General features: G+C 71.4%; 15 protein-coding genes. 8 read left to right on the top strand and 7 right to left on the bottom strand.

Translation table 11 applies throughout. The annotated features are described in order from the left end of the window. Positions 1 to 86: 86 nt before the first annotated feature. Positions 87 to 1,106 (top strand): HpcH/HpaI aldolase/citrate lyase family protein, encoded by a 1,020-nt coding sequence (locus tag P1K89_RS03160; protein WP_284614906.1) that lies wholly within the window; start codon positions 87 to 89, stop codon positions 1,104 to 1,106. Between the two features lie 162 nt (positions 1,107 to 1,268). Next, on the top strand, positions 1,269 to 1,823 hold the full coding sequence (locus tag P1K89_RS03155; protein ID WP_284614905.1) for a hypothetical protein: 555 nt from the start codon (positions 1,269 to 1,271) through the stop codon (positions 1,821 to 1,823). A 55-nt stretch (positions 1,824 to 1,878) separates the two neighbouring features. On the opposite strand, the gene P1K89_RS03150 is transcribed toward P1K89_RS03155, so the two are convergent. Then, a complete protein-coding gene (locus P1K89_RS03150; protein ID WP_284614904.1) occupies positions 1,879 to 2,577 on the bottom strand; it encodes a creatininase family protein in 699 nt (232 codons plus the stop codon). 79 nt (positions 2,578 to 2,656) lie between these two features. Between P1K89_RS03150 and P1K89_RS03145 the strand changes: the two genes are divergently transcribed. Continuing rightward, the gene (locus tag P1K89_RS03145) at positions 2,657 to 4,228 is read left to right on the top strand and encodes an ATP-dependent DNA ligase (protein ID WP_284614903.1); all 1,572 of its coding nucleotides are present in this window, start codon (positions 2,657 to 2,659) and stop codon (positions 4,226 to 4,228) included. 10 nt (positions 4,229 to 4,238) lie between these two features. On the opposite strand, the gene P1K89_RS03140 is transcribed toward P1K89_RS03145, so the two are convergent. From P1K89_RS03140 to P1K89_RS03120, 5 genes are all read right to left on the bottom strand, one after another. Further along, positions 4,239 to 4,781: a DUF2894 domain-containing protein gene (locus P1K89_RS03140; protein ID WP_284614902.1), complete on the bottom strand. Its 543-nt coding sequence runs from the start codon at positions 4,779 to 4,781 to the stop codon at positions 4,239 to 4,241. Further along, positions 4,774 to 5,424, bottom strand: a complete 651-nt coding sequence (locus P1K89_RS03135; protein ID WP_284614901.1) for an OmpA family protein — start codon at positions 5,422 to 5,424, stop codon at positions 4,774 to 4,776. Before P1K89_RS03135 ends, P1K89_RS03140 begins: the two co-directional genes overlap by 8 nt. A 5-nt stretch (positions 5,425 to 5,429) precedes the next feature. Next, positions 5,430 to 7,370, bottom strand: coding sequence for a DUF802 domain-containing protein (locus tag P1K89_RS03130; RefSeq protein WP_284614900.1), 1,941 nt, complete (start codon positions 7,368 to 7,370; stop codon positions 5,430 to 5,432). Between the two features lie 16 nt (positions 7,371 to 7,386). Beyond that, on the bottom strand, positions 7,387 to 8,151 hold the full coding sequence (locus P1K89_RS03125; protein ID WP_439897947.1) for a DUF3348 domain-containing protein: 765 nt from the start codon (positions 8,149 to 8,151) through the stop codon (positions 7,387 to 7,389). A 149-nt stretch (positions 8,152 to 8,300) separates the two neighbouring features. Continuing rightward, positions 8,301 to 9,140, bottom strand: a complete 840-nt coding sequence (locus tag P1K89_RS03120; protein WP_284614898.1) for a hypothetical protein — start codon at positions 9,138 to 9,140, stop codon at positions 8,301 to 8,303. 138 nt (positions 9,141 to 9,278) lie between these two features. On the opposite strand from P1K89_RS03120, the gene P1K89_RS03115 reads away from it, so the two are divergent. The 4 genes from P1K89_RS03115 to P1K89_RS03100 all read left to right on the top strand — a co-directional run bounded on the left by P1K89_RS03115 (position 9,279) and on the right by P1K89_RS03100 (position 16,670). Next, positions 9,279 to 12,812: an indolepyruvate ferredoxin oxidoreductase family protein gene (locus P1K89_RS03115; protein WP_284614897.1), complete on the top strand. Its 3,534-nt coding sequence runs from the start codon at positions 9,279 to 9,281 to the stop codon at positions 12,810 to 12,812. Positions 12,813 to 12,971: 159 nt separating this feature from the next. Next, positions 12,972 to 13,106 (top strand): hypothetical protein, encoded by a 135-nt coding sequence (locus tag P1K89_RS03110; protein ID WP_284614896.1) that lies wholly within the window; start codon positions 12,972 to 12,974, stop codon positions 13,104 to 13,106. Between the two features lie 236 nt (positions 13,107 to 13,342). Continuing rightward, positions 13,343 to 15,946, top strand: a complete 2,604-nt coding sequence (gene acnB / locus P1K89_RS03105) for a bifunctional aconitate hydratase 2/2-methylisocitrate dehydratase (protein WP_284614895.1) — start codon at positions 13,343 to 13,345, stop codon at positions 15,944 to 15,946. Positions 15,947 to 16,196: 250 nt separating this feature from the next. Continuing rightward, on the top strand, positions 16,197 to 16,670 hold the full coding sequence (locus P1K89_RS03100; RefSeq protein WP_284614894.1) for a nucleotidyltransferase: 474 nt from the start codon (positions 16,197 to 16,199) through the stop codon (positions 16,668 to 16,670). A 21-nt stretch (positions 16,671 to 16,691) separates the two neighbouring features. On the opposite strand, the gene P1K89_RS03095 is transcribed toward P1K89_RS03100, so the two are convergent. Then, positions 16,692 to 17,294 carry a short chain dehydrogenase gene (locus P1K89_RS03095; RefSeq protein ID WP_284614893.1) on the bottom strand — a complete coding sequence of 201 codons (603 nt, stop codon included), beginning with the start codon at positions 17,292 to 17,294 and terminating at the stop codon, positions 16,692 to 16,694. Between the two features lie 114 nt (positions 17,295 to 17,408). Between P1K89_RS03095 and P1K89_RS03090 the strand changes: the two genes are divergently transcribed. Further along, the gene (locus P1K89_RS03090; RefSeq protein ID WP_284614892.1) at positions 17,409 to 18,389 is read left to right on the top strand and encodes a LysR family transcriptional regulator; all 981 of its coding nucleotides are present in this window, start codon (positions 17,409 to 17,411) and stop codon (positions 18,387 to 18,389) included. The last annotated feature ends 3 nt before the right edge of the window (positions 18,390 to 18,392 follow it).

Here is an 18,392-nt window from a genome sequence, read left to right as displayed (position 1 = left end):
GCCCGGCGTAAGCTGCGAAGGGCTGGTCGGCATGATGCCGCCGGCCCTTTTTCATTGGCCCCCATCGAAGCCGCGCGAGACCGACGATGAGCTCCCCCACCCTGCCCCACGACGTGCTGTTCGACGAGGGCGACGCCGCGCCCGACTTGGCCGTCTGCGACCACTACTGCGGCGTCGAGGCCCGCATGCACAAGAGCCTCGCGCTGCAGGCGACGCTGGGGCCGGTGTTCGACGTCACGCTCGATTGCGAGGACGGCGCGCCGGTCGGCGCCGAGGCCCGGCACGCGGAGATGGTCGCCGAGCTGGTGATGTCGACCGAGAACAACTTCGGCCGCGTCGGCGCCCGCGCGCACCCGGTGGACCACCCGGCCTTCGAAGGCGACCTCGAGACGCTGATCGGCCGCGCCGGCGACCGCCTGGCCTACCTGATGATCCCGAAGCCGCGCCACCTGGCCGACGCGCAGGCGGCGATCGCCGCGGTCGAGCGGGTCATCGCACGCACCGGCCGCGGCGCGCAGCTGCCGCTGCACATGCTGATCGAGACCCACGGCGCGCTGCGCGACGTGATGGCCATCGCGGCGCTGCCGCGCCTCGAGTCGCTGTCCTTCGGGCTGATGGACTTCGTCTCGGCGCACCGCGGGGCGATCCCGCAGTCGGCGATGACGGTCAGGGGGCAGTTCGAGCATCCGCTGGTGGTGCGCGCGAAGCTCGAGATCGCGGCCGCCTGCCATGCCGCGGCCATCGTGCCCTCGCACTGCGTGGTCACCGAGTTCAAGGACCAGAAGGCGCTGGGCGCGGCAGCCTCGCGCGCCGCCCGCGAGTTCGGCTACACGCGCATGTGGAGCATCCACCCGGACCAGATCGAGCCGATCGTCGAGGCCTTCGCGCCCAGCGTCGCCGAGATCGACGAGGCGATCGAGATCCTCGGCGCGGCTCAAGGCGCGAGCTGGGCGCCGATCCGCCACCGCCACCGCGGCGGCGCCGACACGCTGCACGACCGCGCCAGCTACCGCTACTACTGGCAGCTGCTGCAGCGCGCGCGCCGCACCGGACAGCCGCTGCCGGCCGAAGCTGAACAGGCCTTCTTCGGCGCCACAAGGAACTAAGTCGGTTTTTGCGGGTCCCTTGCCGGCCGTTGCAGTGCTGGCTTTCACTGACACCGGCGTGGGCCCCTCGCGCCGCAAAATGCGGCACCCCGTCGTCCCGTTCCGGGTCCATCGGACCTGCACGCGGCTTGGGCTTTCTTCACGAAAGTGAGCGCTGTACCGATGATCCGCTTCGCCCCCCGCCTGCCGCGAGCCGCCCTGGCCCTGTCCACCCTGTCCATCCTGCTGACCGGCGCGGCGCAGGCGGCCGGCGAGTCGCCGGCCGCCGCCAAGTCCGCGGCGAAGAAGCCCGCGGCGGTGGCCGCCAAACCCGCCCCCGAGGTGGCCGAGCCCGCCACCGAAGCGCAGCTGGCCGTCGCCTCGCGCGTGCTGACGGGCGATGCCGCCTGCGAGTTCAAGCAGACCATCGCGGTGGAGCCGGTCGCGAACCACGCCGGCCACTTCAACCTGACCTTCAAGAAGGTCACCTACCGCATGGTTCCGCAGGAAACGACGACCGGCGCGGTGCGGTTGGAGGACAAGAAGAACGGCATGGTCTGGATCCAGATCCCGTCGAAGTCCATGCTGATGAACTCCAAGATCGGCCAGCGTGTCGTCGACGACTGCACCCACGCCGAACAGCGCGCCGCGGTCGAGGCGTCCACTGCCGCCGGCAAGGCGCAATCGAGCGACACGTCGATCGGCATCTCGCCGGTCAGCAGCGCGCCGCGCAACTGACGGGCCACTGACGGGCAACTGAGGGGCCGCCGCCGGCGGCCATCGCGCCTCGCGCCTACCAGTCGCGCAGCGCGGCGCGCGTCTCGTCGACCGCGATGCGCCACAGCTGATCGCTCACCTCCGCCGGGACCTCGTAGCGCCCGCCATAACAGCCGTCGCCGAGGTAGGCACGCTTGTCCACCGGGTCCATCAGCGCCATGCGGGCGTAGTCGACCAGCGGCTTCGGCGCGGTCGGCGGCACGACGCCCGCCAGCCGGGTGCTGGCGAAGTTCTCCATCCACGACGCGTGCGAGGCCTCGCGGTCCTGCGCCTGCACGAAGGCCCACGTCTTCGGCGCCGACCACCAGTTGTGCCAGCGCAGCTTCAGCCCCGGCAGCCGCGCCATCAGCTCCTGCGCGAGCGATGCCCCGGCCGAGTTGCCGCCATGACCGTTGACGACCAGCACGCGGCGGAAGCCGTGGTGATGCAGCGACTCGACGATGTCGCCCAGCACCGCCAGCAAGGTGGCCAGCTTCAGCGTCACCGTGCCCGGAAAGGCCATGTAGGTCGGCGTGTAGCCATAGGGCTGCGCCGCGAACACCGGCACGCCGAGCGGCTCGGCCGCGTCCACCGCCACCGCTTCGGCCAGCAGCGCGTCGACCGCCAGCGACAGCCAGGCATGCTGCTCGATGCTGCCCAGCGGCAGCACCACCCGGTCCTCGCCGGTCTTCAGCAGGGCCTCGACCTGCATCCAGTTCATGTCGCGTATCCGCATGGGTGGTGTCTCCGTGGGAAAGCTGTCGGCGGGAACGCCGGATGCTAGCGGCGACGCATCGCCCGCCCACAATGGCCGCATGGCACTCGCGCTCAGCCACCTCGTCGAGACCTCGTCGGCCGCCGCATCGACGCGCAGCCGGATCGCGAAGCGCGACGCGATCGCCGGCCTGCTGCGCGACGCGCGCGAGGACGAGATCGACATCGCCGTCGCCTTCCTGTCCGGCGAGATCCGCCAGGGCCGCATCGGCCTCGGCTGGACGACGCTCGCCGCGCAGCGCGGCACGCCGGCGACCGACTCCTCGCTGAGCCTGCTGGACGTCGATGCCGCGCTGACGCGCATCGCGGCAACCAGCGGCAAGGGCTCGGCCGCGGCGCGCGCCGCAGTGCTGCACGACCTGTTCGCCCGCGCCACCGCGGCCGAGCAGGACTTCCTGCTGCGCCTGCTGGTCGGCGAGCTGCGCCAGGGGGCGCTCGAAGGCGTGATGGTCGATGCGATCGCCACCGCGGCCGACGTGCCGGTGGCGGACGTGCGGCGCGCATCGATGTTCTCCGGCTCGCTGGTCGTGACCGCCCGCACCGCGCTCGCCGAGGGCGCCGCCGGTCTTGCGCGCTTCGGCCTTGCGCTGCACCGCCCGCTGCAGCCGATGCTCGCGAGCCCGGCCGAGGACATCGCCGACGCGATGGCCCAGCTCGGCACCGCGGCCATCGAATGGAAGCTCGACGGTGCCCGCGTGCAGGTGCACAAGTCGATGGACGACGCGGGCGAGCGCATCGCCGTCTACACCCGCAACCTCAACGACGTCACCGCGTCGGTGCCGGAGGTGTTCGAGGCCGTGCGGGCGCTGCCGGCGCGCGAGCTGGTGCTCGACGGCGAGGCGATCGCGCTCGATGCCGCCGGCGCCCCGCTGCCCTTCCAGCAGACGATGCGCCGCTTCGGCCGCAAGCTCGATGTCGAGCGGCTGCGGGCCGAGCTGCCGCTGGCGGTGATCTTCTTCGACTGCCTGCACCTCGACGGCACGCCGCTGATCGACCGCCCGGGCCGCGAGCGCTTCGATGCGCTGACCCGCGCGCTGCCCGCGGCGCTGGTGATCCCGCGCCTCGTCACCGCCGACGTCGCGGCCGCGGAGGACTTCTACGCCGATGCGCTCGCGCGCGGACACGAGGGCGTGATGGCCAAGGCGCTCGACGCGGCCTATGAAGCCGGCAGCCGCGGCGCAAGCTGGCTGAAGGTCAAGCGCACGCACACGCTGGACCTCGTCGTGCTGGCCGCCGAATGGGGCCACGGCCGGCGCAAGGGCTGGCTGTCGAACCTGCACCTGGGCGCGCGCGATCCGGATACCGGCGGCTGGGTGATGCTGGGCAAGACCTTCAAGGGCATGACCGACGCGCTGCTGGCATGGCAGACCGCCGAGCTGCTGGCGCGCGAGACGCACCGCGACGGCATCACCGTGCACGTGCGGCCCGAGCTGGTCGTCGAGATCGCGTTCAACGACCTGCAGAAGAGCCCGCAGTATCCCGGCGGCCTCGCGCTGCGCTTCGCGCGAGTGAAGGGCTACCGGCCGGACAAGCGGCCCGACGACGCCGATGCGATCGCGACGGTGCGCGCGATCTTCGAGGCGCAGGCCGCGCGCGAGGGCGCGCCGGGCTGAGCCGAGGCGTTCAGCGGCCTTCGTTCAGCGCATCCAGCCACAGCAGCGCATCGACGTAGCCGACGAAGCGGCTCAGGTACTCGGGCGACTGCTCGCGCATCAGCGTCAGCGCGCGGTGCACCAGGTGGTGGGAATTGAGCGGACCGGCGTTCTCCGGCAGCCTGGCCAGCGATTGCGTCAGCCGCTGCTCCGCCTGCAGCGTCGACCAGGTGCGGCGCAGCGTGCGCAGCACCTCGGGCTCGGCGGCCGGCATAGGCGACGGCGCGCCGTCCAGCGCCACGCGGGTCCGCCCGCGCGTGGCGGCATGGGCATCGAGCCGGTCGATCAGTGCGCGCAACGGCCCGGGGGCGGCGCCATCGGCGGCGGTGCCGGCGGCATCCATCGCGGCAGCGGTAGGGGCATCGGCAGGCGCGGCGGCCGGCGCCGCGTCATAACTCTCTATGAGAGCGGCCAGGCGCCGCTTGAGCACGTGCCGCACCGCGTCGTCCTGCAGCGCGGCGCGCCGCTCGATCGCCTCGATCAGCCGCTCGCGCAGGGAGGCCGGCTCATTCACGCGGCTTCGCTCCGTCACGGGTCGGCCGCGCGGTCGGCGCCATCTCGACGCGGCGGTTCTTCGAGCGGCCTTCGGCATCGCCGTTCGACGCCACCGGCTGCTCCGAGCCGAAGGCCGCGGCGAACACTGTCGACGAGGGCACGCCTTCCTCGATCAGCGAGCGCACCACCGTCAGCGCGCGCTGCGCCGAGAGCTCCCAGTTGTCGGCGAAGCGGTCGCTGCCGCCGCGCACCTGGCGGTCGTCGGTGAAGCCGCTGACCATCAGGATCTCGTCGCGCGACTTCAGGTACGTCGACAGCGGCACGGCCAGGCTGCGCAGCAGTTGCCGGCCTTCGGGCGCCAGCTCGGCCGAGCCGAAGGCGAACAGCACGCTGCCGCTGATGCCGATGCGGCCGTCGGCCAGCGTCACCCGGCCGGCGGCCAGCGGGCCGGCTAGCGCCTTCTCCAGTGCCTCGCGCCGCTGGGCTTCGGCCCGCGCGCGCTGCATCTCGGCCTCGAGCTTCGTCGTCAGCTCGAGCTGCAGGCCGATCACGCAGGCCAGCACCAGCACGATCGCGCCGAGCAGGCCGGCCATCAGGTCGCCGAAGGCGGCCCAGACCGGCACCGCCGCGTCGTCGCCTTCGCCGTGTTCCGCGTCGACCATGCGCGTCAGGCCTCGCTCGGCACCGCCGCACCCCGCTGCGCGGCCACGCGCTGCAGGTCCTCGACGATCTGCTGCTGCGACAGGATGCTGAGGTCGACGACCTCGCGCGCCTGCGCGACGTAGTAGGCGAGTTGCTCGTCGCTGCGCGCGATCGACTTCGACAGCGTGCCCTCGATGCGCTGCAGCTGCGCGACGAGCTTGTCGTTGGCGTGGCCGAACAGCTGCACCGACTGCCCGAACACTTCGCCCAGGCTCGCCACCTCGACCGCGCTGCCCGTGATCTGCGCGGCGATGCCGGCGATGCGGCCGGCCTCGGCGTCCACCTGTTCCGCGAAGCGGTCGCCGGCGCGCTGCAGCAGCTCGGCGGCGGTGGCCACCAGCGCGTCGATCGCGGCGCGCTGCTCGCCGGACGCATGGTTCACCGCATCGAGCAACTGCGCCAGCGTGTCGAGCAGGCGGCCACGTTCCTCGAGCATCGTGTTGTCGCGCGCCATGCTGTCGCTCAACTTCTGGCGCAGCTCGGCGATCACTTCGGCGGCGATGCGCGGCGCCTCGGATGCCGCCTGCACCAGGCGCGACAGCTCGGCGATCGTGGCCTGCGCATGGGCCTCGGCCTGCGCCGACAGGGCCTGCGCCGTCTGCTGCAGCGTCGAGAGGATCTGCTGCTCGCGCTGCGCGGCGCGCTCGCCGGCGGCCTGCGCATCCTGCTGCAGCGATCCGGCGATCGCCTGCAGCGAGCCGGTCCAGGCGGCGAGGCGCTGTTCGTCCGCCACGGCAGCCTGCGCCTGCAACGCCGACTGCGCGTCGGCGATGCCGCGCAGCAGGGCCGCGGCATGCTGCTCGAAGGCCGCGGCCGTCTGTTCGATCGCCGTGCGGGCGTCACGCGCCTGCGCCGCCTGCCGGTCGCGCTGCTCGTCGAGCAGGCGCTGCCAGCGTTCGCTCTGCGCCTGCAGCGTCGCATCGAAACGCGACGACAACGCATCGAGCTGCGCCTGCGCGCCCTGCGCCAGGCCGGCCTGCAGCGCCCGCGTCTCGCGCGCGATGCCGGCCAGCGCGGATTCGGCGATCGGTGCCATCGCCTCGCCGGCGAGCCGAGCGCTGTCCGCGAGGCTCGTCTTCAGCGACCGGTCGACCGAGGCCGCCAGCGCACCGTAGGCCGCTTCGGCCTGGCCGTGGAAGCGCTCCTGGCCGGCCACCAGCTGCTCGCCCAGCCGGCCCTGCTGCTGCTCGATCGTGGCCATCATCGCCTGCAGCCGGTCGACCAGCGCCGGCATCGCCTCCGCCTGGCGCTGCAGCAGCGCGGACACTTGCACGAAGGCCTGTTCGCGCCGAAACGCCGGTGTGAAGCCGCGCAAGGTGGTGGCGATGGCGGCGTCGAGGCGGTGCGCGACGAGGCCCCGCTCGCGGCGGCCGAGCGCGAGCATCAGGCCCAGCATTGCCGAGGCCATGACGCCGGCGATCGACGTGCCGAAGGCCAGCCCCAGGCCCTGCACCGGCGCCGACAGCGACGCGCGGATCGCCGCCAGGTCGGTCGCGCCCTGCAGCGCGAGGCCGGTGCCGTTCAGGGTCACCACCATGCCGAGGAAGGTGCCCAGCATGCCCAGCAGCACCAGCAGGCCGGTGAGCGACGGGGCGAGCGCCGGCCCGGGCAGCGCGGCGCGTTCGCCGTCGATGCGCATCCGCACCGCCTGGCGCAGCGGTGCCGGCAGTGTCGCCAGCCAGGCCGGCAGGTCGGCGGGCGGCGCCTGCAGTGCGTCGACCGCGGTGGCCAGCTGGGCCGTCACCCGCTGGAAGCGCAGCAGCTCGAGCCCGCCGGCGACGAAGAAGGCGCCCACGACCGCGGTCACGGCCAGCGCCAGCGCGTTCGTGCCGACATAGGCGGCGCCGACCCAGCCGATCAGCGCGAGCCCGGCGGCGAAGGCGGCGAGTTGCAGGGTTCTCATCATCGGGCGGTCCCACTCATCACGTTCTTGCACCGGTGGACGCCAGGGCGTCGATCAGCCCCTCCACCGGTTGCAGTCGAAGGTCCAGTTCGGCCTGCAGCAGCTCGTGCAGGTCCTTGCGAAAGCGGGCCAGCCAGGCGCCGGACAGCGTGGCCGCGGGTGCCGCCGCATCGGGAGGCTCCGGCGCGGCCGCGGCCGAGCCGTCGTCCGGCGGCGCAGCGTCGTGCGCGCCCTGGGCCGCCCGCGCCGCCAGCTCGTCCTGGCGCAGCCGCTCGAAGCGCTGCGCCAGCACCACCGGCACCAGCGACAGCAGCTCGCGCTCGCGCTCGCCGAGCACCTGTTCCATCACCGCGTCCACCGCGGCCAGCTTTGCCAGGTCCGGCGACCGCGCCGCCAGCGCGGCGCGCAGGCCCTCGCGCAGCGCGGCGACGCCGGCTTCCATCGCCTGCTGCTTCGCGAGGTAGCGGCGGCGGTGGCTGCTGAAGTCGGCCACCGTCTCCGCGGGCTCGGCGCGGGCCGGCACGCCGCGTGGTGCGCGCGCACGATCGCCCGGGCGCGGCTCCGGCGGCGCGTCGTCGCGCATCGCCCGCACCAGCGCATCGCGCTGGCGGGCGAACGCCCCGTCGACAACCCGGGTGCGCATCGGCGTCGCGGCCGTCGGCGCACCGAGCGCCGACGACAAGGCGATCGCATCGGTCCAGCTCAGCCATTGGCTCAAGCGGTCGGCGAAGGCCTGGCGGGGCTCGGCGATGTCGGCCTCGGCCAGCCGGGCGAGCAGGCGCACGAGCGGCGCACCCCCGGCGCGGGCAGGACAGGCAGCAAGGGCCCCCACACTGGCGGAGCCCGCAGTCAGGGCGCGCCCTTCAGCGGAACGCGCGGCGAAAGACCCGCGCATCATGGCGTCGGCAGTCCCGAAACGAAAAACCCGGCAGTTTACTGCCCCGGTCCCGGCTCGCCCGGCGCCCCCCAGTGCAGCGAGGTCGCGGACAGCGCCGCCATGCGCAGCACCAGCGCGCCACCGGCTGCCGAATCCAGCTCGACGCGGTTGTGCCCGGGCGTGCCAGCGCTCAGCGTCAGTTCGAAGGTCCGTCCGTCCAGCGCGCCGCGCAGCACACCGTCGCCCAGCCGCAGCCGGCCCTCGATACGGGTGCGCGCCAGCAGGCCCTGCGCGTGGCTCGCCGCCTCGCCGATCGTCGCGCCGCCGGCGATGGCCTCTGCCAGCGGCTGCAGCGCGAGCACACCGCGGTCGGCGACCAGCGCGCCGAGCAGCCCGCGGCGTTCGAAGCGCGCGCCGGGCACGTGCGTGGTGTCGAACAGGTAGAGGTAGTGCCGGCCGTTGGGCGCGTCGACGTACAGCCCCATCGGGCTCAGGCCCATCGACGAGTCCGGGCCGGCATGTTCGACCGTCACCCGGTTGAAGTCGATCACGCCCTGGCGGATCGGCAGGGTCACGTCGGCATCCAGCTGCCACACCGCATCGTCGATGTGGATGAGGAGTTCGCCGTCGAGGCCGGCCAGCGTGTCGAACTGCCAGGCGGCGCGCGCGGCCGTGGCGGGTGCAGCGGGCGCGGCGAAGCTCCGCAGCTCGAGCCGCAGGTTCTCGACGTGCGCCGCTGCCGCGCTCGCCGGCGGCGACGTCCCCGCATCGTCGGACCCGATGGCCAGCTTCACGCCGGACAGCACCGCGCGCGCCGCCTCCAGCGTCACGCCGCCAAGCGCGATGCGCAGGTCGCGCAGCTCGATCGTCGATTGCAGGGATGCGGGCACCGCCATGCCGGCGATGCTGCCACCACCGGGTCGCGGGCACGGTTGCACGATGTTCCCGACGCAGCAGTCCCGGGGCTCGGCGTAGGATGGCCCGCGTCGGTCACCGCCGGCCTCCTTTCATCGCGGTCACGAGGATTGCACACGATGCAGCACGCACCCGATGCCTTGTCGCCCCCTCAGGGTGACCTGCGCGACTACCGGCTCGCCGACAACCTCGCGGCGCGCACCGGACAGGTCTTCCTGACCGGCACGCAGGCGCTGGTCAAGCTGCTGTTGATGCAGCGGGTGCTCGATGCCGAACAGGGCCTGCGCACGGCCGGCTTCGTCTCCGGCTACCGCGGCAGCCCGTTGGGCATGGTCGACCTGCAGCTGTGGAAGGCGAAGCCGCTGCTCGAAGCGGCACGCATCGACTTCCTGCCGGCCATCAACGAGGACCTCGCCGCCACTGCCTGCCTGGGCACGCAGCGCGTGGCCTTCGACCCGCAGCGCACCGTCGATGGCGTGACGGCGATGTGGTACGGCAAGGGTCCCGGCGTCGACCGCTCCGGCGATGCGCTGAAGCACGGCAACGCCTACGGCTCGAGCGCGCTCGGCGGCGTGCTGGTGGTCGCCGGCGACGACCACGGCTGCGTGTCCTCGTCGATGCCGCACCAGTCGGACCTGGCGATGATGGCCTGGAGCATGCCGGTGCTGCACCCGGCCAACGTCGCCGAGTACCTGGAGTTCGGGCTCTACGGCTGGGCGCTGTCGCGCTTCTGCGGCGCCTGGGTCGGCTTCAAGGCGATCAGCGAGGTCGTCGAGTCCGGCATGACGGTGGACCTCGATGCCGTGCCCTTCGACTTCGAGCTGCCGGTCAGCCATGCGCCCGCTGTCCCGCTGCACGTGCGCAGCGTCGACCTGCCCTCCCTGGAGCTCGAGACGCGGCTGGCGCTGAAGCTCGACGCAGTGCGCGCCTTCGCGAAGCTGAACTCGGTCGACAAGCACATCGTCGCCAGCCCGAGCGCGACGCTGGGCATCGTCACCGTCGGCAAGGCGCATTTCGACTTCATGGAAGTGTTGCGCCGGCTCGACCTCGACCCCAACGCGCTGGCCGCGGCCGGCGTGCGCGTCTACAAGGTCGGCCTCGTCTTCCCGCTGGAGCCGACGCGGCTGCGCGAATTCGCGCAGGGCCTGGACGAGCTGCTGGTGATCGAGGAGAAGGCGCCGGTCGTCGAGCGCCAGATCAAGGAACTGCTCTACGACCTGCCCGACGCGCAGCGCCCGCGCATCGCCGGCAAGAACGATCCGCGCGGCGCGCCGCTGCTGTCGGCCTTCGGCGAGCTGCGGCCCTCGCGCATCATGCCGGTGGTGGCCGAGTGGCTCGCGCGCCTCAATCCGGCGCTGGACCGCCGCCACCTCGTCGTCGACTTCACGATGCCGGCGCTGAAGTCGAATGCCGCCGACGGCGTGCGCCGCCAGCCCTACTTCTGCTCCGGCTGCCCGCACAACACCAGCACCCGCGTGCCCGACGGCTCGCGCGCTTTGGCCGGCATCGGCTGCCACTTCATGGCCAGCTGGATGGAGCGCCGCACCTCGGGGCTGATCCAGATGGGCGCCGAAGGGGTGGACTGGGTCGCGCAGTCGCGCTTCACGAACGACCCCCACGTCTTCCAGAACCTCGGCGACGGCACTTACTACCACTCGGGTTACCTCGCCATCCGCCAGGCGGTGGCCGCCGGCACGACGATCACCTACAAGATCCTCTACAACGACGCGGTGGCGATGACCGGCGGGCAGCCGGTCGACGGCCGCCTCGGCGTGCCGGAGATCGCGCGCCAGGTCGAGGCCGAAGGCGCGGTGCGTGTCGTCGTGGTGTCCGACGACATCACGAAGTACCGCGGCCACGAAGGCGAGTTCCCGCGCGGCACCACCTTCCACGACCGCGCCGAGATGGACGCGGTGCAGCGCGAGCTGCGCACGGTGCGCGGCGTCAGCATCCTGATCTACGAGCAGACCTGCGCGGCGGAGAAACGCCGCCGGCGCAAGAAGGGCGAGCTCGACGATCCGCCGCGGCGCATCTTCATCAACGAGCAGGTCTGCGAAGGCTGCGGCGACTGCGGCCAGGCCTCGAACTGCCTGTCGGTGATCCCGGTCGAGACCGACTGGGGCCGCAAGCGCCAGATCGAGCAGAGCTCGTGCAACAAGGACTATTCCTGCGTCAACGGCTTCTGCCCCAGCTTCGTGTCGCTGCACGGCGCGGTGCCGAAGAAGCGGGTCGGCGCAGGCTTCCATGCCGACCAGCTCGGGCGCGAGCTCGCGGCCCTCCCCGCGCCGCCGCCGTGGACCTGGACCGGCCCTTTCGACCTGCTGATCACCGGCGTCGGCGGCACGGGCGTGGTGACCATCGGCATGCTGGTGACGATGGCCGCTCACCTGGAGCGCAAGCAGGCCTCGATCCTCGATTTCATGGGCTTCGCGCAGAAAGGCGGCGCGGTGCTGAGCTACGTGCGCCTGGCGCCGACCGCCGACCAGCTGAACCAAGTGCGCATCGACACCCAGCAGGCCGACGCGATCCTGGCCTGCGACCTGGTCGTCGGCGCGTCGGCCGAGGCGCTGGGCACGGTGAAGCACGGCCGCACGATCGTGCTGGCGAACGCGCACGAGCTGGCCACCGCCGCGGCGGTGCGCGATCCCAACGCCGACCTGCACGCCGGCGCGCTGCTCGACAAGCTGCGCTTCGCCGCCGGCGACGATCGGGTGTTCACGATCGACGCCCAGGCCATCGCGCTGAAGCTGCTGGGCAATACGATGCCGTCGAACATGGTGATGCTGGGCGCGTGCTGGCAGCGCGGGCTGGTGCCGGTGAGTGAAGCGGCGCTGATGCGCGCGCTGGCGCTCAACGCGGTGGCGGTGGACGACAACCGCACGGCCTTCGCGCTGGGGCGGCTGGCGGTCGCGGCGCCGCAGGCGCTGCAGCGCCTGGCCGGCGAGGTCGCGGCCGCGCCCTCCGCCGCCGATCCGCTGGACACGCTGATCGAACGGCGCGCCGCCTTCCTCGCCGCCTACCAGGATGCCGCCTACGCGCAGCGCTATCGCACGCTGGTCGAGCGCGTGCGCAACGCCGAGCGGGCCCTGTCGGCCGGGCTGCGACTGACCGACGCGGTGGCCCGCAACTACGCGAAGCTGCTGGCGATCAAGGACGAGTACGAGGTGGCGCGGCTCTACACCGACGGCCGGTTCGAGGCGACGCTGAAGGAGCACTTCGAACGCTGGGACCGGGTCGAATTCCACATGGCACCACCGCTGCTGGCCCGGCCGGGGCCTGACGGCCGCGTGCGCAAGCTGACCTTCGGCCCCTGGCTGATGCGCGCGATGAAGCTGCTGGCGCGGGGTCGGCGCCTGCGCGGCACGGCGCTCGACCCGTTCGGCCACACCGCCGAGCGCCGCCTCGAGCGCCAGCTGATCGCCGACTACGAGGCGCTGGTCGACGAACTGCTGCCCGAGCTGAATGCGCAGACCCTGCCGCTGGCGCTGCGGCTGGCGCGCTTGCCCGAGGGCATCCGCGGCTACGGCCACGTCAAGCTGGCAAACGCCGCGAGCGTGAAGGCGCAGTGGACCGACCTGCTGCAGCGCCTGCGCAACGGCGAACCGGCGCCCGCGAAGGCCGATCCGATCGCCGTGCCGGTCGTGCTGCGCTGACGCGGACGCCGGGCGCTAGCGCAAATCCGGCGGCCGGCCAACCCGGCCGCCGGGTTCTCCGCCGCGGTGCCGGGTCATTGCCTCGGGTTGACCCTGATCAAGGTATGCTGCGCCGCAGCATCATCCGATGCGCCCCTTCTTCACCCCTTCTTGTCACTCATGATCAGCACCGTTCTCGCCCTTGTGCCGCTCGTCTTCGCGACCGGCTGTCTCGTCTGGACCATGATCGGCGGCGCGCAAGCGCAAGCGCGCTCGGATGCCTGGGCCGCCAAGTGGATGAACGACAACGCCTGATCGGCGGATTCACCGCAAGAAGCCCGAAAGCCCGCTCGAAGCGGGCTTTTTCTTTGTCCGCGCGGCCCTTCGCCGCCTCGCGAGCCGCGCGCGGGCATCCAGGCGTCCGCGGGCAGCGCCAAAATGCCCGGTTCCGCTCGGCCATCGGGATTTCGCCTTGGCTAAGTCTTATATAAGACATAAAATAGCGGACTGAAACCCCACTAGCGGACTGAAACCCTCAAGGAGCCTTCGAGATGCTGACCGCCTATCGCCAACACGTCGCCGAACGCGCCGCGCTCGGCATTCCGCCGCTGCCGCTGTCGGCGCAGCAGACCGCCGAGCTGATCGAGCTGATCAAGGCCCCGCCGGCGGGCGAAGGCGAGTTCCTCGTCGACCTGCTGACGCACCGCGTGCCGCCGGGTGTCGACGATGCCGCGAAGGTCAAGGCCAGCTTCCTGTCGGCCGTCGCCCACGGCGACCTCGCGGTGGCGCTGATCAGCCGCGCCAAGGCCACCGAGCTGCTCGGCACGATGGTCGGCGGCTACAACGTCAAGCCGCTGATCGACCTGCTCGATGATGCCGAAGTCGCCGAGGTCGCCGCCGCGGGCCTGAAGAAGACGCTGCTGATGTTCGACTTCTTCCACGACGTCGCCGAGAAGGCCAAGGCCGGCAACGGCCAGGCGAAGCAGGTCATCGCCAGCTGGGCCGACGCCGAGTGGTTCACCTCGCGCCCCGAGGTGCCGAAGTCGATCACCGTCACGGTGTTCAAGGTGCCCGGCGAAACCAACACCGACGACCTGTCGCCGGCGCCCGACGCCTGGAGCCGCCCCGACATCCCGCTGCATTACCTGGCGATGCTGAAGAACACGCGCGAAGGCGCGGCCTTCAAGCCCGAGGAAGACGGCAAGCGCGGCCCGATGGCCTTCATCGACGAGCTGAAGAAGAAGGGCCATGTCGTCGCCTACGTCGGCGACGTCGTCGGCACCGGCTCGTCGCGCAAGAGCGCGACCAACAGCGTGATCTGGGCCACCGGCCAGGACATCCCGTTCGTGCCGAACAAGCGCTTCGGGGGCGTCACGCTGGGCGGCAAGATCGCGCCGATCTTCTTCAATACGCAGGAAGACTCGGGCTCGCTGCCGATCGAGGTCGACGTCTCGAAGCTCGAGATGGGCGACGTCATCGACGTGCTGCCCTACGACGGCAAGATCCTGAAGAACGGCGCCACCGTCGCCGAGTTCGCGCTCAAGAGCGACGTGCTGCTGGACGAAGTGCGCGCCGGCGGCCGCATCAACCTGATCATCGGCCGCTCGCTGACCGCCAAGGCGCGCGACTTCCTGGGCCTGCCGGCCTCCACCACCTTCCGCCTGCCGAAGGCGCCGGTGGACAGCGGCAAGGGCTTCACGCTCGCGCAGAAGATGGTCGGCCGCGCCTGCGGCCTGCCCACCGTCAACGGCCAGCAGCAGGGCATCCGCCCCGGCACCTACTGCGAGCCGAAGATGACCACCGTCGGCAGCCAGGACACCACCGGCCCGATGACGCGCGACGAGCTGAAGGACCTGGCCTGCCTGGGCTTCAGCGCCGATCTCGTGATGCAGAGCTTCTGCCACACCGCGGCGTACCCGAAGCCGGTCGACGTCAAGACGCACCGCGAGCTGCCGACCTTCATCTCCAGCCGCGGCGGCGTCTCGCTGCGTCCGGGCGACGGCGTGATCCACAGCTGGCTGAACCGCCTGCTGCTGCCCGACACCGTGGGCACCGGCGGCGATTCGCACACCCGCTTCCCGATCGGCATCTCGTTCCCGGCCGGCTCCGGCCTCGTCGCCTTCGGCGCGGCCACCGGCGTGATGCCGCTGGACATGCCCGAATCGGTGCTGGTGCGCTTCAAGGGCCAGATGCAGCCCGGCATCACGCTGCGCGACCTGGTGCACGCGATTCCGTACGCCGCGATCCAGCAGGGCCTGCTGACCGTCGCCAAGCAAGGCAAGAAGAACATCTTCTCCGGCCGCATCCTCGAGATCGAGGGCCTGCCGGACCTGAAGGTGGAACAGGCCTTCGAGCTCAGCGACGCGTCGGCCGAACGCTCTGCCGCCGGCTGCACGGTCAAGCTCAACAAGGAACCGATCATCGAGTACCTCACCAGCAACGTCGTGCTGATGAAGAACATGATCGTCGACGGCTACGCCGACCGCCGCACGCTGGAGCGCCGCATCAAGGCCGTCGAGGCCTGGATCGCCAATCCGAACCTGCTGGAAGCCGATGCCGACGCCGAATACGCCGCGGTGATCGAGATCGACCTGAACCAGCTGAAGGAGCCGGTGCTCTGCTGCCCGAACGACCCGGACGACGCGAAGCTGCTGTCCCAGGTGCAAGGCGCGAAGATCGACGAGGTCTTCATCGGCTCCTGCATGACCAACATCGGCCACTTCCGCGCGGCGTCGAAGCTGCTCGAGGGCAAGCGCGACATCCCGGTGAAGCTGTGGGTCGCGCCGCCGACGAAGATGGACGCCAGCGAGCTGACCAAGGAAGGCCACTACGGCGTCTTCGGCACCGCCGGCGCACGCACCGAGATGCCCGGCTGCAGCCTGTGCATGGGCAACCAGGCCCAGGTGCGCGAAGGCGCGACCGTCGTCTCCACCAGCACCCGCAACTTCCCGAACCGCCTCGGCAAGAACACCAACGTGTACCTGGCCTCGGCGGAGCTCGCGGCGATCGCCTCCAAGCTCGGCCGCATCCCGACCGTCGAGGAGTACCACGTCGACATGGGCGTCATCAACAAGGACGCCGCGCAGGTCTACCGCTACATGAACTTCGACAAGATCGAGGAGTACGCGGAAGCGGCGAAGAGCGTGGCGGTCTGAGCGCACCGCGCGACGCGCTGACGCGCCGGACGACGAAGGGCCCGCGCTGCGGGCCCTTTTCCATTTCTTGCCTGGGCAGCGCTGGCGGATGAGAATCGCGCGATGGAACGAGTGATCCAACGCAGCACGCTCTCGAGCCAGACCGCGGCCGACCTGGCCTATTGGCGGCGGCGCTCGATGGCAGAGCGCATAGCGGCGGTGGAGTTGCTGCGGCGCGATTGGGAAGCCGCGACGATGACAACGGCCACCGATGCTGAACCGCGACTTCAAAGAGTTTGCCGAGTTGCTCAACGCCGAGGGCGTTGAGTACCTCGTGGTCGGGGGCTACGCGCTGGCTGCGCACGGGCACCCGCGCTACACCGGCGACATCGACTTCTGGATCCGGCCGACCGCCGACAACATCGATCGGCTTCTGACCGTGCTGCACCGCTTCGGCTTCGAGTCACTCGGCTTGAAGGCGGTGGATTTCAGCGCGGACGCGGTCGTCCAGCTCGGCCAGCCTCCGCGTCGCATCGATCTGCTGACGGCCATTGACGGCGTGCAGTTCGACGATTGCTGGACGCGACGCGAAGAGGTCGGCGTCGATGGCGTCCAGCTCGCGATCATCGGCCTCGACGATTTCGCTAGGAACAAGCGGGCGAGCGGACGCTTGAAGGACTTGGCCGATCTGGAAAGTCTCGGGCTCACCGGACCGGCCCCGGGAAGCAGCGACCGCGTGGACTGATCCCCGCTCCGCCTCGCACGCTCACATCACGCGATAGACCTTCCCGGTCTGCGCGCCTTCCACGCTGCGCTGGTACGCCAGCGCCACGCGTTCCGCCGGAACGGTCTCGAAGCCGGGGAAGAAGGGGCCGTAGGTGGCCAGCGATTCGGTCAGCAGCGTCGGGCTGATGACGTTGATCCGGATGCCGCGCGGCAGCTCGATGGCGGCGGCCGCGGCAAAACCTTCCAGCGCGGCATTCACCGCGGTGGCGTTGGCGCCGGCGGCGATCGGCTCTACCGACAGGACGCCGGACGTCAGCGTGATGGAGCCGCCGTCGTTCAGCCAGCGCTGACCCTGCAGCGCGACGCGCACCTGGCCGAGCAGCTTGTCCTGCAGGCCGATGTCGAACTGCGCGGCGGTCATCTCGGCGAGCGGCCCGAAGTGCAGGTTGCCGGCCGTGACCACGATCGCATCGACCTTGCCGACGGTCTCCAGCAGCGCGGCGACGCCCTGGTCGCTGGTCAGGTCGACGCGGTGGTCGCCGCTGCTGCGACCGGCGGTGATCAGCTGGTGGCGTGCGCCGAGGTTCTTCGCGACCGCCTGGCCGATGGTGCCGCTGGCGCCGATGAGCAGGATCTTCTTCATGGTGGGTTCGTCGTGGGTGGTGAATCGATGGACGCCATTGTTTTGAGAACCATCGCTGCAATAAAGTAGCGCCTGGTTCCACCACTCCGAACCATTGGTTCGCAATCAAGCCGCATGGACAAGCTGCGCAGCATGGAAGTGATGGTCGCGGTCGTCGAAGCCGGCAGCTTCGCCGCGGCGGCGGACCGGCTGGAGATCTCCTCGGTGATGGTCGGCAAGCACATCCGCCAGCTCGAGCAGCACCTGGGCGCGCGCCTGCTCGCGCGCAGCACGCGGCGGCAGAGCCTGACCGAGGTCGGCCAGGCCTTCGTCGACGACTGCAAGCGCGTGCTCGAGCAGGTGCGCTGGGCGGAATCGGCGGTCGAACGCAGCCGGGCCGCGCCGCAGGGCCTGTTGCGCCTCAGCGCACCGGTCACGCTGGGCAGCCAGGTGATCGCGCCGCTGGTCGCGCAGTTCCTGCAGCAGCATGCCGAGGTGCGTGTCGACCTGCAGCTCAGCGACAGCGTCGCCGACCTGACCGGCGAGGGCCTCGACTGCGCGATCCGCATCGGCCGCGTGGTCGACGAAAGCCTCGTCGCACGACCGCTGCAGCCCTACCGCATGGTGATCGCCGCCGCGCCGGCCTACCTGCGCAAGCACGGCAAGCCGAAGCGGCCGGCCGAGCTGGAACGCCACGTCTGCCTCAGCCACTCGGTGTGGCAGCGCCGTGTCGAGTGGACGCTGAACGACGGCGGCGAAGGGATGCAGTGGCCGGCCAACGCGCGCTTCGTCTGCAACCACGGCGACGGCCTGCGCCGGGCGGCGCTGGCCGGCCTGGGCCTGGTGATGCAGCCGCAGGTGCTGCTGGCCGACGACCTCGCCCGCGGCCTGCTGATGCCGGTGCTGCAGGACTGCCTGCCGCCGCCGCGGCCGGTGCACCTGATCTACCCGCCGGACCGCCGGCCGCTGCCGAAGCTGGCCCGCTTCGTCGAGCACATCGTCAAGGCGATCGGCGACGCGCCCACCCCACCGGCGGCGCTGACACCGCTGCAGCCGGCGGCCGGCCGCCGCATGCGGGTCGCCCCCGGCCGGAGCACCACGCGACCGCGGGTATAACCG

Source organism: Aquabacterium humicola, from assembly GCF_030167915.1.
Classification (GTDB): Bacteria; Pseudomonadota; Gammaproteobacteria; order Burkholderiales; family Burkholderiaceae_C; genus Pseudaquabacterium; species Pseudaquabacterium humicola.
Note: the sequence above shows the minus strand (reverse complement) of the source record. Positions and strands in the feature narration are given on the sequence as shown.

Excerpts from the sequence above, each read along its gene's own strand:
- P1K89_RS03160 (WP_284614906.1), top strand. The coding sequence starts at position 87 with ATGAGCTCCCCCACCCTGCCCCACGACGTGCTGTTCGACGAGGGCGAC.
- P1K89_RS03155 (WP_284614905.1), top strand. The coding sequence starts at position 1,269 with ATGATCCGCTTCGCCCCCCGCCTGCCGCGAGCCGCCCTGGCCCTGTCC.
- P1K89_RS03150 (WP_284614904.1), bottom strand. The coding sequence starts at position 2,577 with ATGCGGATACGCGACATGAACTGGATGCAGGTCGAGGCCCTGCTGAAG.
- P1K89_RS03145 (WP_284614903.1), top strand. The coding sequence starts at position 2,657 with ATGGCACTCGCGCTCAGCCACCTCGTCGAGACCTCGTCGGCCGCCGCA.
- P1K89_RS03135 (WP_284614901.1), bottom strand. The coding sequence starts at position 5,424 with ATGGTCGACGCGGAACACGGCGAAGGCGACGACGCGGCGGTGCCGGTC.
- P1K89_RS03130 (WP_284614900.1), bottom strand. The coding sequence starts at position 7,370 with ATGATGAGAACCCTGCAACTCGCCGCCTTCGCCGCCGGGCTCGCGCTG.
- P1K89_RS03120 (WP_284614898.1), bottom strand. The coding sequence starts at position 9,140 with ATGGCGGTGCCCGCATCCCTGCAATCGACGATCGAGCTGCGCGACCTG.
- P1K89_RS03115 (WP_284614897.1), top strand. The coding sequence starts at position 9,279 with ATGCAGCACGCACCCGATGCCTTGTCGCCCCCTCAGGGTGACCTGCGC.
- P1K89_RS03110 (WP_284614896.1), top strand. The coding sequence starts at position 12,972 with ATGATCAGCACCGTTCTCGCCCTTGTGCCGCTCGTCTTCGCGACCGGC.
- acnB (WP_284614895.1), top strand. The coding sequence starts at position 13,343 with ATGCTGACCGCCTATCGCCAACACGTCGCCGAACGCGCCGCGCTCGGC.
- P1K89_RS03100 (WP_284614894.1), top strand. The coding sequence starts at position 16,197 with ATGCTGAACCGCGACTTCAAAGAGTTTGCCGAGTTGCTCAACGCCGAG.
- P1K89_RS03095 (WP_284614893.1), bottom strand. The coding sequence starts at position 17,294 with ATGAAGAAGATCCTGCTCATCGGCGCCAGCGGCACCATCGGCCAGGCG.
- P1K89_RS03090 (WP_284614892.1), top strand. The coding sequence starts at position 17,409 with ATGGACAAGCTGCGCAGCATGGAAGTGATGGTCGCGGTCGTCGAAGCC.